This window comes from Brachyspira pilosicoli (genome assembly GCF_036997485.1).
In the GTDB taxonomy this organism is placed as follows: domain Bacteria; phylum Spirochaetota; class Brachyspiria; order Brachyspirales; family Brachyspiraceae; genus Brachyspira; species Brachyspira pilosicoli_C.
Genome location: NZ_JAWLPU010000002.1, coordinates 458,480 through 471,749, shown reverse-complemented (window position 1 = coordinate 471,749; position 13,270 = coordinate 458,480). Strand labels below are relative to the sequence as shown.

Sequence of the window (13,270 nt, the reverse complement as noted above, 5' to 3'; positions counted from 1 at the left end):
ATATTTAATAAAGGTTAATGTTTTTTATTTGGGTTTTTTGTGAAGTTTAAATTAATTATTTTTCTAGTTGTTTTATCTTTTTTGTCATTTTCTTGCGGCACAAAAAAGATTTTATCTTCATTTGAGTTTAGAGATGAGGTTGGAAATTACTATATAAAAAAAGTTGATTTTCCAGTATCCGCTACAATAGAAGAAAAAGTAGAGATGGCTTCAAGAGTGATACCAACAACTAATCAATATAATTGGCAAAGTTTAGAGCTTACGGCTTTTATACATTTTGGCATAAATACTTTTACAGGTAAAGAATGGGGTGATGGTACAGAGAGTCCTAGTGAATTTTATCCTACGGATTTGGATGTTGATCAGTGGGTGAGAGTATTAAAAGATGCTGGTTTTAAGCTTATAATACTTACTGCAAAGCATCATGATGGTTTTTGTTTATGGCCAACTAAGACAACTAGTCATTCTGTAGCAAGTTCTCCATATAAGGGCGGCAAAGGAGATATTGTAAAAGAGTTTAGTGATGCCTGTAAGAAATATGGTGTAAAAATGGGGCTTTATCTCTCACCTTGGGATAGAAATGCCTCTTCTTATGGACAGGGAGAAGCTTATAATGATTTTTATGTTGAACAGCTTACAGAACTTGTTACTGGTTATGGAGAATTAACAGAGCTTTGGCTTGATGGGGCTAAAGGTGAAGGGGCTAATCAAGATTATGATATAGAAAGATGGTTAGAAGTATTAAAAAAGTATCAGCCTAATGCTGTTAGTGCTGTAATGGGTGAAGATGTTAGATGGGTTGGAAATGAGCAAGGCTATGGAAGAGAGACAGAATGGGGCGTTCAAGGCTATAAACCTAATTCTTACAAAGATTCTGAAAGTTACAATTCTTCACTTGGTCTTGTTTTAACAGGAAAAGACCTTGGAAGCAGAGATATATTAAAAAAAGTAAATTCTGTTTATTGGTATCCTTCTGAAGTTGATGTTTCTATAAGACCCGGTTGGTTCTATCATGATTACGAAACTCCAAAAAGTTTGGATAAATTAATAGATATTTATTATAAGTCTGTTGGATATAATTCTGTTTTGCTTTTAAATGTACCGCCAGACAAAAGAGGTCAATTTGATAGCAAAGATATAGCTGTTCTTGGTGAGTTTGGTAATTATATAAAAACTACTTTTACTACTGGACTGCTTAAAAATGTAACTAATACTTGGGTTAATGCTAAAATTGGAGCTTCTAAAGAATATTCATTAAAAACTCCTTCGGCAATTAATGTTTTACTTATTCAAGAAAATATTATGAAAGGTCAGAGAGTAGAGAAGTTTAGTGTTGAAGTTTATAGCTCTGGTCAATGGAATAAAATCACAGTTAATAGCAAAGAACCTAATTTAACTACTATAGGTTATAAAAGACTTGTAAAATTCGATACTGTTCAAAATGCTGAGAAGATACGAATAACTTTAGAAGAAGCAAGAACCAATGCTAATATATCTCAGGTTAATGTTTATTATTCTGCAAAATAAACATTTATTTTTAGTTTAACATTTAGTATGTAAAATATAATTGGTATTACTTTCTCAATTTGCACTTTTTGGTTCTTTGACGAAATACGCAGAGCGTAGCTGCGGGAAAAGAACAATAAAAATTTTATCTTTTTTATTATTTGTGGGGAGTAGCCCTGCGAAGCGTGCCTGAATGGCGATATATACTAAAAATTTTTAAGTTTATCAAAAAAATAGTTTTTATGTTTTTATTGTTTTCGGGGCTAGCCCCCTGCGAAGCGTGCCCTTAGGGTACGCACCCCCACTTCTTTTGCGCGACCGAAGGAAGTGCCTCTGGTATTGGTACAAAGAAGCAAAAAGACTGCATTTTTAGGCAAAATACAAATATTATATTTATATATATTCTAGGATATAAAACAAAAACTTATATGACAAAATGTAGTATTTAGTTATATACTAATTGAAATTATAGAAACACCTTCTTTGTTTAAACTAAAAACTGTAAAATATCCATCACACTTAAACATTATATAAAATAAAAAAACTTGTAAAATTCTTACTTATAGTATAAAATTGAATATCTTTATAAAATTAAAAAATTATTAAAGAAAATTAAAAAATGGAGCAAAAAATAAGATGGATTATAGTTCTACTATCAATTTGCCTAAAACTGCTTTTCCTATGAAAGCTGGTTTGAAGGAAAAAGAGCCCAAAATAATAAAAAAATGGGAAGAAGAAAAACTTTATCAACAACTTAGAGAATTAAGAAAAGGTGCTCCTAAATGTATTTTACATGATGGACCGCCTTATGCGAATGGAGACATTCATATTGGAACATCATTAAATAAAATTATTAAAGATATTATTGTGAGATATAAATCTGCTAAGGGCTTTGATTCTCCTTATGTTCCTGGTTGGGATTGTCATGGTATGCCTATAGAGTTAAAAGTACAAGAGAGTTTAGGAGATAAATATAAAGAAACTTCTAAATTTATAATGAGAAAAAAATGCCGTGCTTATGCTCAGAAATATATTGATATTCAAAGAAAAGAGTTTAAAAGACTTGGTGTAATGGGAGATTGGGAAAATCCTTATCTTACTATGTCTCCTGAATATGAATCAGAAATAGTTGAAGTATTTGCACATTTAGTAGAGAAAGGCTACATATATAAAGGACTTAGAACTATTCACTGGTGTATGGAGTGTGAAACTGCATTGGCTGCTGCTGAGATAGAATATGATGAAAACCATACTTCTACAAGTGTTTATGTGAGATTTCCTGTATTAAATAAAATTAATGATAAATTAAACGGCAATGTTGATGTTATGATATGGACTACTACTCCTTGGACATTGCCTTCAAATATGGCTTGTGCTTTCAACAGAGATTTAGAGTATGTAGCTGTTGAAATAGACGGAAGATATGCAATAATGACAACTTCTTTAGTTGATACAGTTCTATCTAAAAAAGACATGAGAGCAGAGGGCAGAGAGATTATTCCTATATCTATGGAAGAGATTGAAAAACTTGAAATAGCGCATCCTTTCATAAAAGACAGAAAATCTGCTGTTGTATTTGCTGATTATGTTGAGGCAACTTCAGGTACTGGTGTTGTTCATACTGCTCCTGGTCATGGTATGGAAGACTATCAGACAGGTATGAATTACGGACTTGATATATATTGTCCAGTTGATAAAGCTGGAAGATATACAAGCGAGTTTCCAGAAATGCAGGGAATGAAAGTAAGAGATGCTAACCCTAAAGTGGTAGAGATACTTGAAAATAATGGTTCATTATATTATAAAGAGAAAGTTACTCACAGTTATCCTATTTGTTGGAGATGTAAAAATCCATTGATATTTAGAGCTACTTCTCAGTGGTTTATGAATATGACTCATGATAATATAGATGAAAGAACAGTTAAATCTTTAGATAATATTAAATGGTATCCAGCTTGGGGACATGACAGAATGAAAAAAATGCTTGAGAATCGTCCTGACTGGTGTTTATCAAGACAGCGTTCTTGGGGTGTTCCTATACCTGCATTCTATTGTAAGAATTGCGGAAAAACTTTACTTACTGCAGAATCTACAAGACATTTTGCTGAAATAGTAAAAACTAAAGGAATGGACGTTTGGTTTGAATTAGAGGCTAAAGACTTACTTCCTGAGGGCACTAAATGCGAATGCGGAAGCTGTGATTTTGATAAAGAGCAAGATATTTTGGACGTTTGGTTTGATTCTGGCGTATCATCTTTTGCTGCACAGAAAACTAACAAAGATTTGGACGGAGTTTTCCCTGTTGATATATATTTAGAGGGAGGCGACCAATACAGAGGTTGGTTCCAAGCTGCAATTTGGCCTTCTATGGCTATAAGAGGAATACCTCCATACAAAGAGCTTGTAACTCATGGTTGGACTTTAGACGAACAGGGCAGAGCTATGCATAAAAGTGCCGGCAATGTTGTTTCACCTTTAGAAGTTATTGACAAATATGGTGCTGACATATTAAGACTTTGGTGTATAAGCGAAGACTTCACTCATAATGCACGTGTTGGTGATAACATGATGAAGGCTATTGCTGACAACTACAGAAAAATAAGAAACACTTTCAGGTATTTGTTAGGAAATATTTCTGATTTTGATTACAGTAAAGAAAAGGTTGAAGTTAAAGATTTACTTCCTGTAGACAGATATGCTTTATCAAGACTTCATAGCTTTATAAAAGTTGCTGATAAGGCTTGTGATGGTTATGAGTTCCATTTATTCTATCAAAGACTTATAAATTACTGTGTTGTTGAACTTTCTGCTACTTATTTTGACATTATAAAAGACAGATTATACTGTGATAGAAAAGATTCTGTTTCAAGAAGAAGTGCTCAGACTGTGCTTGTTGAGATATTAGATGTATTAGTAAAATTAATAGCTCCTGTACTTCCTTTCACAACTGATGAGGTTTGGGGATACTACAAAGGAGAAAATGCTTCTTCTGTACATTTAGAATTATATCCTAAAGCTGATGACAATTTAATTGATTTAGAGTTAGAAAATGAGTGGGCTTCAATTCTTAAAGTACGCGATGATGTATTATTATCACTTGAAAGAGCTAGAGATAATAGCACAATAGGTAAATCTTTAGAGGCTTATGTAACAATATGCACTAAAGAACCAGCAACTAAAGAATTACTTACTAAATATGAAAAATATTTAAACGAGATATTTATTGTAAGTAAAGTAACACTTTCTGACAGCAAAGACGATACATTTATAGAGGGCGGAGTTTCTTTTGTTAAGACAGAGAAAGCTAGTCATGAAAAATGCGTACGCTGTTGGGGACATTATGACAGTGTAGGAACTGAGCATAAAGAGTTATGTACTAGATGTGCTGAGGCAGTAAAATAAAAAATAATTAATATTTAAATATTATAAAGGGCGGCTGTAATGGCTGTCCTTTTTTTGTTTAATAAATATTCTTAATTAATTTTAATGAATGATAAAATAAACAAGAAGCGTTATTTTTTGTTGATGTTATATATAAACCATATTTTGTTCTAGTAATTGCTACATAAAAAGCTTGATAAAATTCTTCATTTATATCAATTATATGATTGTAACATATATTATTACATTTATTACAATTTTTTTTATATATGAATTGTTTTTTATTTAAAAATGGAATAAAAACATAATCCCATTCTGCCCCTTTTGCTTTATGTATATTTAATATATTTACATTTACAGAGCAATAAGGAGCATACTTTATTAAATCTTTTTCTTTTAGAACTTCTATTATTGTATTAAAATCTATTCCAAACTTTAAACAATAGTTTTTATAACCTTCTATTAATTTTGATATATCATTATCATAATAATTTTTTATCTTCTTAAGAAGATTATTATAATTTAATATTTTTATATTTGTTGCTATATTGAATACATTTTTCATTATTGTATTTAATTCTTTTTCGGTTTTTAATATATTTATATATTCTATATTTTCTTTTATTAAATTTTCAAATAATGAGTTTAAGATTTTATCATCATTAAAATAAAATTGATTAGAAAAAAGTATTGCTATTTTAGCTTTTTTATTTTCAGAAATAATTTTATTAATTTGATTATTAATAAATGATATCTCTTCTTCAAAGTAATTAAAACTTTTTATTTGAAAATCTTCATCAAGTTCTATTTGTAATTTTTTATCGTAATTTCTAATATTTTTTTGGAAATTAGATATATTTTCTCTTCCTTCTAATCTATAATTTTTTTGTAATTTTATAATTTTAGTTATATTAAAATGTTGCTTTAATAAATATTCAATTTGTTCTCCTAAAGCATCAGCAAATTTCATTATAGATTGAAATGTATCTCCTAAAAAAAATATTTTATTATATTCATTATCAGCAATACTTCTTAATAAGATAAAGTGCAATAAATTTATATCTTGACATTCATCTACAAAAATATAACTGTATAAATTTTTATATATTTCATTTATATTGAAATTATTTAATAGAACTATTGCAAAATATATTACATATTCATAGCATATTTCTTTATTTTTATTTATAGTATCTACATATTGAAATATTTTATCATCAAATTTTATTTCATGAAATTTTTTATTAATTTCACTAATTTTTTCTCTATAATAATTTAGTATTTTTTCTATTTTATCATTTTTATACTTTTCTTGAAGTTTATCTTTAAAATTATAGTGTTTATATTCATATTGATAATCAATATTTAAATATTGTTTACCTTGAAGCCTTAAAATTCTACTTGCTAAATTATGAAAATTATATATGTCTACAAATTGATTATTATTTAATCTACTTTCAATAGTATGTTTTGCCACATTAGATAATGTTAAAACTAGAATTCTTTTTGGATATTTAATTTGTTCACTTTCTATGATATAGTTAAGTTTTGAGATTAACATTTCTGTTTTACCATATCCAGCAGGAGCAATTGTAAGAGATTGTTCTGTAGATTTTATAAAGTCTAACTGTTCTTTATCATCTTTGTGTTTTTCTAATATTTTATTAATTTTATCATTATTTATCATTTTTTAATTCTTCTATTAAATCAATTATATATTTAGGAAGTTTATAATTTTCCTCAGCAACATTTTTGATAGCTTCATTGTTCATATTACCACAATCTATTTTTTCTCCGTTTTTATATTCATTTTGTTTTAGTTTTAAATTTTCTTTTATTATTTTTTTTATTAATCTGTAATTATCTTTTATATTTTTATGTTTTTTTCTCATATATAATAACTTTTTAGTAAATTCTTCATCTTTTGAATTTTCATCTTGTACTTTTTCAATAAGTTTATCTTTATCATTAGTTTTACTTTTACTTTTACTAATGCTAATATATATTTTTTGAAAATGATTTTTTAGACATACTAAAATACTTTCCTCAAAATCCCAATAATCTGACACAAATATTTTTACATTATTACAATTTTTTATACTTTCGTATAAATCATAAACCCTTTTATTAACATATCCATATTCTTCATTTGCATATGTTTGGTATATTTTGTTATTTCTTTGCTCTTTTATCTCTTTATTTTTACAATCTCTATCTGTAAGTATATATGTTTTTATTTGCAATTTTGAGAATATTTTTGCTAGACTTGGAAAATTATTTGGTGCCGCTTTAATAATATATATATGTTCTTGATGAATATTAATACCATTAGCATTTAAACAAGAAGGTAAAAATCCAACTTCTGTATCACCCTCTACCAGTATAATTTTTTTAGCAAAAAGTCCCTCTAATATATTTCTATCAAAAATTATAAACTGTTTTAATTTATCTTTTTTATCAAGAGATGCAATTTTAACAGTATTTTCTTTATCATAATAAAGTCTTTGTATAGATAATATATTCTCTTTTTCATTTAATTCTAAATGCGGTATTATATGTGCTGAATGTGTAGATACAAAAAATATCGGAGTAATTTTATAGTCTATTTCATCATTATCATCAGTTATTATATTAAGAATATTATTGATAATTTTATAGTTTTGATTGTCATTAAATATTGATAACCAATGATCCATAAATTGACGCTGTAAAAATGGAGATAAAAATACTTCTGGTTCATCAAATAAAATAATAATATTAGTATTAAAACCTTGAGATTTTGTATTATTTATTTTATCGTATAAAAATGCCAAAAAATCTATAAATGGATATAGATAATATCCTCTTCCTCTTCCTAATTGATTTAAATATAATTTATTATCATCATTATGATAATGTACTAATTCAAATAATTTTAATAAAAACTTTATTTCATCATCAATTTCAATATTTAATTTTAATTCTTGATTTGGTTTATTAAATATAGGTTTAAATATTTCATTTAGTTCATTTTTACAATTTTTATATTTTTTTTTTAATAATTTTTTTAATTCGTTATTATCATTTTGATATTTTTTTATTTGATTTTCTATTATTTTTGATATAAATTTTCCTATTCTATTTGATTTGTTAAACATGAAATTATTATCAAATTCTCTTGGACTATATTTATAGCAGATAAAATTGGTTAATATATTATTATGTAACTTATATTCTTCTGTAAGATTTTTATAAAACCATTCATATTCATCATTACTACTATATTGTTTATATACTACTTTCATAAAATACTTATTATCATCTCTATAAATATAATCTTTAAATATTTCATCAGTATTTAATTCAAGTTTTATTTCTATTTCAATTTTTTCTTCATTTTTATAGAAGTCTTCTTTTTCAAATAAATTTTTTTTGTATGTAAATAATTTAAATATTATGTCTATGATATTTGATTTTCCTATTCCATTTTCACCTGTTAGGTAAATCATAGAATATTTATGTTGTAAATCAATTTTTACATTTTTTATATTTTTATAATTTGTTATAATTAATTCTCTTATATACATACTTATAGTATAATTTATATTTCATATTAAGCAACTAATTTATTTTTTTGTTTGATATTTCTTAATCAGCCGCACATATAGTTGATTATTTGTACTGGATTGTCTTGATAATAATCATTATTCTATTCAAATATTAAAAAATAATTATCTTTTCACTTGACAATTTTACATATATGATGTACTATACTGTGTATAACACACTATAGCGTAATAAATAATAAGGAGCAGTGCTTGAATAATGATGATTTAATTTCTATTTTGGTGCAAGAATTAAGGAGGGGAACTTTAATAATGGTTGTATTAAGTCAGCTTAAAAATGAAGAATATGGCTACAGCTTAATAAGTAAATTAAAAGAAAATGGCATAACAATAGAGTCTAATACTTTATATCCGCTTTTAAGAAGATTAGAAAATCAGGGGCTTTTAAAAAGTGAATGGAAAACAAACGAAGAAAAACCAAGAAAATATTACTTAATAACAAAAAATGGTTTGAAAGTATTAGAAAAATCTAAAGAACATTGGAAAGAGTATTCTAATGCTGTAAATAAAATTCTTGAAAAATAATTAAATTAAAAAATTAAAGGAAAAATTATGAAAGAACTTAGTAAAGATGTAAATGATTTAATAGAAAGATATATTTATGCTGTTACAAATAAAATGTCTTTAAAAATTAGAAATGATGTTGCTGATGAATTAAAGACATTAATTTATGATACAATAGAGGAAAGATATAATGATAAAGAAGTAACTTTAAAAGATGCAAAAATTGTTTTAATGGAATTAGGAAGCCCTAATAAACTTTATCAAAAATATGATAATTCTTCAGACAAGTGCCTAATAGGTCAGCCTTATTATAATTATTATAAAGATATATTAAAGATTGTTTTAATATCTACTATTTTTGGAATAATATTGTCTCATATCATTAATATTGAAAATCAAACTGTATCAAAATTTATTAGTGATATAATATTTGCTGCTATATTATCTTTTTCTTTTGTTACTTTAATATTTATTTTTATGTATAAGTTTAATATTAATTTTTTTAATGATGATATTGATAAATTACCAAAACTTCCAAATAATAATATAAAAACAAATAAATATTTTTCTTTATTATCAATATTATTTGCTGTAATATTTTTAAGTTTATTTATTTTATCTCCAAATATATTTAGCTTTAATATAGATGGGAAGTTTATAAATTTATTTAATACTGATATTGTAAAATCATCATATTTATTTGCTGTATTTTTTATTGTTTTATTAATATTTAGAGAGATAATAAAAATAGTTGATAATAGTTATAATATTAGAAACACAATATTATTTATAGCTATTAATATATTTTCTGCTGTTATTTCTTTTATATGGTTTTTTAATTATAATTTAATAAATGAAGTATTTATTGATTCTTTGATAAAAAATGTAAGTAATAATTTAATTTTATCTATATTTAATAATTTTCAAATGTTTTGTTTTTTTATGATATTATTAGCATTGATTTTAGACAGTATTGATAAAATATTAAAATTTAAGAGGAACTTTTAAATTTAATATAAGCAATAAATATTGTATTACAAGCTAAATAAAAATAGTAAGATATAATAGGGTAGCTGGTGTTTACTAGCTATCCTTTTTTGTTTCTTTTATATGGTATTTTTTTTATAAAAAATTATATAAATATGAACTATATATTGTTTTTTTATCTGTATTTTTTATATTATTATAACATAAATTAATTGGGAGTATTTTTATGAATAAAATTTTAGATGATTATATAAATAGTTTTGATAATATACTTAATTTTTATTACGATTTAATAGACATTAAAGAAGACAGTGAAATATTAAAGAATATTAATGATGATGATAAGAAAAAATTATTTGATTATCTATTTGATAAATACTTAGATGAAGAAAATATATTAATTGCATTATCTGTTGGAAACTATTATGAAAATGAAATAATAAAACTAAATGATATAAAAATATTTTTTACAATTAAAGATTATTGCAAAGATATAATAGAAAATAAAATTAATAATTTGAGAGAAAGCGAAATAAGAAATATATATTTATTATTGGATATGTCTATATTTATAGATGAAGATTATGAAAAAATCAATAATATGTATTTTGATAAATATTTGACTTATATTGAAAAAAGTATAAGTAGTATTGACAATAAGAATTATTTTTATTATATAAAATTAATATCATTTATTATCATAATAAAACTTTATACTAATAAATTGGATAATAATAGTATAAATATTATTATGCCTTTGATCAAAAAATTGGGTACAGAATATAGGCAATATAATATGCTTGGCAATTTATTATTATATTTGGAAGATGAATATATTAAATTAGACATAGTATATGATAATTTTATAAAATATTATTTTGAAATATCAAGCAGAATACTAAATAAAAAAGATATGCATCCATTAATATTAAATAATAATATTAAAATAATATTATCTATAATAGATGTTATTTCAGATTTTAAAGAAAAATTAAAAAATGTTTTGGATATATTTTTTATAAATGACAGTAAAGAACTTAAGGAATTATTTAATAATATAAGATATGGTATAAAAATATATAATTTAGATATTCCTATTTATTGCTTAAGTAAAAACAAAAATTTAGTTAATTGTTTATCTGATGAACAGTATCCTGTATTTATGATTTATTTAATAGCTAATTTTAAAAATAATGAAATCAAAATAAAAATATATGATGATATAGAAATAGATTTAAGTTGTTATATTGATATCTTACAAAAATATTTTTTATCTTTCTGCAAAGGTAATAATGAAATGCCTGATATATATCTTACAGATAATTACAGAGATTTATTATTAAGTTTAAATATCACTGCTGATGATTTTAATAATTTTACAAAAATAATGCAAAATTATTTTGCTTGGAATATAATAAAAGAAACAGATGAGCTTTATCAATATATTCCAGAAAATATAAAAAAGGAAAAAAGTATTGATAAAGAATATAGAGAAAAAATAGAGAAAGAAAAATCTTTATATGAAGAAAAAAGATTCTCTTGTGTGCATAGTTTTTTCTTTAAAGATAAACTAATTAGTGATATAGATGATATAATTAAATGTTTAGGTGAAATACCAACATATAAGGATTTAGCTTTATATAATCAAGAATATAATAAATATAAAAATAAAAATGAATATTTAGATAAAGAAATAGTAATTATTAATCCATTTATAATTTATTATTCATTAATAATAAGTAAAATATTCTTAAAAACAATAGATATGAATGAAATAAAAAAGTATATAGAAACTTATTGGGATAAACATTGGGGAATACATCTTTATAATTATATGCAGTACATATCAGATATTAGAGATAAAGTAATTTTTACAGACGAAGAAAAAATAAAAATAAAAAAATATTTTGAAGTTGATTTTGAAGATAATATTAAAGATTTGCATAATTGTTTAATAGGTGTAAATGATAATAGTTATTTATATTATTTGTTTTATAATTTTGATAATATTTTTAAAGATATTGATATAAATTATCATGAAAATATATTGTTAAATTTATTAAAAATTCCATATTATTATTATAGAGGAAATATTAAGCTTTATAATAATTATTATTATTTAGAATATATGGGAATCATTGAAGAAAGATTTGATGAAATAATAGATTTTAATAAGTTTTTTAGTAAATCTTCTTGTACAAAGAATGGACTATTATTTTTGCTTTTTGAAAATATAGATAATGTTAATATTATTTATAATACTGAAATATATGCTACAATTTTATGCAGTATTATAAAAATTTATATTAGTATGGAAGAGGATACTGATATATTTAATAATATAGAAAAGAAATTATCAAAACTTTATTTATTAAAAATATGTTTTAATAAGATTGAAGATAGATATATTAAATATTCTACGATAGGAAATTTTATTAAAGAACATGATTTATTTAATGATATAAAAAAATTAGATACTATAAATTTGTTTCCTCCTGTCAAAGTTATTATAGAAAATAATACATATTGTGTGTATGATTTAAAAACCGATAGTAAACTTATTGAAATTAATGATATAACTACATTAGTTGATTATTTAATTGTTGATAATGGATGTAACATCTCTAGAATATTATATTTTAAATATCTTATAAAAGATATTAAAGAAAAACGATTAACAATATCTCATCCATATAATTTTGAAGATAATAATGAGAATATGTATTCATTAGATGAAAAAGTTTACATGTGTTGTTTTAGTAATACAGTAGATTCTGAAAATTCGTATGCTAACTGGAAGATATATGGTACGAGTTATAGTGATGATGTTGATAATATAAAGGTTAGAATATTAGTTAATAAAAAAGATTTAATAAAAAATATTTTAAAGATTAAAGATGATAATTATATTTATTATTTTGGAAACATACTATATGATAAATTAAAGGATCCTAAAAATGTTAATCAACATATATATGACTTTTTTATAAAGAATGATGCATTCAAATTTGAGAATGAATTTAGAGTTTTAATAGAATGTGTAAATAAAGATGATAGTAATATATTGAGAAATGATAATGATATTCCAAATTTCCTAAGATTACCAATATGTAATATACTTTATAAAAATATTACTTTGAATAATGAAAGTTCATTTAATCCATATAGAAATATTTTGGATAAAGATAAAGAAGCTATTAAATTTTTATTGAAAGAACAACAAGATAAAATATAGTATTATTTATTAATGATGTTTCTTGCTGGATAATATAATATTGACATTATTA

General features: G+C 23.7%; 7 protein-coding genes. 5 read left to right on the top strand and 2 right to left on the bottom strand.

Annotation, left to right across the window (positions count from 1 at the left end; all coding sequences use genetic code 11):
- The first annotated feature begins 39 nt into the window (after positions 1-39).
- Together R4I97_RS07430 and ileS are read left to right on the top strand one after the other, a co-directional pair.
- Entirely contained in the window at positions 40-1,527 is a 1,488-nt protein-coding gene (locus R4I97_RS07430) for an alpha-L-fucosidase (RefSeq protein ID WP_335784438.1), read from the top strand.
- A gap of 615 nt (positions 1,528-2,142) precedes the next feature.
- Positions 2,143-4,908, top strand: coding sequence for an isoleucine--tRNA ligase (ileS, locus tag R4I97_RS07425; protein ID WP_335784437.1), 2,766 nt, complete (start codon positions 2,143-2,145; stop codon positions 4,906-4,908).
- Positions 4,909-4,966: 58 nt separating this feature from the next.
- Here the strand turns inward: ileS and R4I97_RS07420 are convergent, their stop codons facing one another.
- A complete protein-coding gene (locus R4I97_RS07420) occupies positions 4,967-6,574 on the bottom strand; it encodes an ATP-dependent helicase (RefSeq protein ID WP_335784436.1) in 1,608 nt (535 codons plus the stop codon).
- The gene (locus R4I97_RS07415) at positions 6,564-8,453 is read right to left on the bottom strand and encodes an ATP-dependent nuclease (protein ID WP_335784435.1); all 1,890 of its coding nucleotides are present in this window, start codon (positions 8,451-8,453) and stop codon (positions 6,564-6,566) included. The genes R4I97_RS07420 and R4I97_RS07415 overlap by 11 nt, the downstream gene beginning before the upstream one ends.
- Positions 8,454-8,684: 231 nt before the next feature.
- Here R4I97_RS07415 and R4I97_RS07410 point away from each other — a divergent pair, with 231 nt between their 5' ends.
- The 3 genes from R4I97_RS07410 to R4I97_RS07400 all read left to right on the top strand — a co-directional run bounded on the left by R4I97_RS07410 (position 8,685) and on the right by R4I97_RS07400 (position 13,218).
- Positions 8,685-9,017 (top strand): PadR family transcriptional regulator, encoded by a 333-nt coding sequence (locus tag R4I97_RS07410; protein WP_335784434.1) that lies wholly within the window; start codon positions 8,685-8,687, stop codon positions 9,015-9,017.
- A 27-nt stretch (positions 9,018-9,044) separates the two neighbouring features.
- Entirely contained in the window at positions 9,045-10,004 is a 960-nt protein-coding gene (locus tag R4I97_RS07405; protein WP_335784433.1) for a hypothetical protein, read from the top strand.
- Between the two features lie 205 nt (positions 10,005-10,209).
- Complete coding sequence (locus tag R4I97_RS07400) at positions 10,210-13,218, top strand: hypothetical protein (RefSeq protein ID WP_335784432.1); 3,009 nt, start codon at positions 10,210-10,212, stop codon at positions 13,216-13,218.
- Positions 13,219-13,270 lie beyond the last annotated feature (52 nt).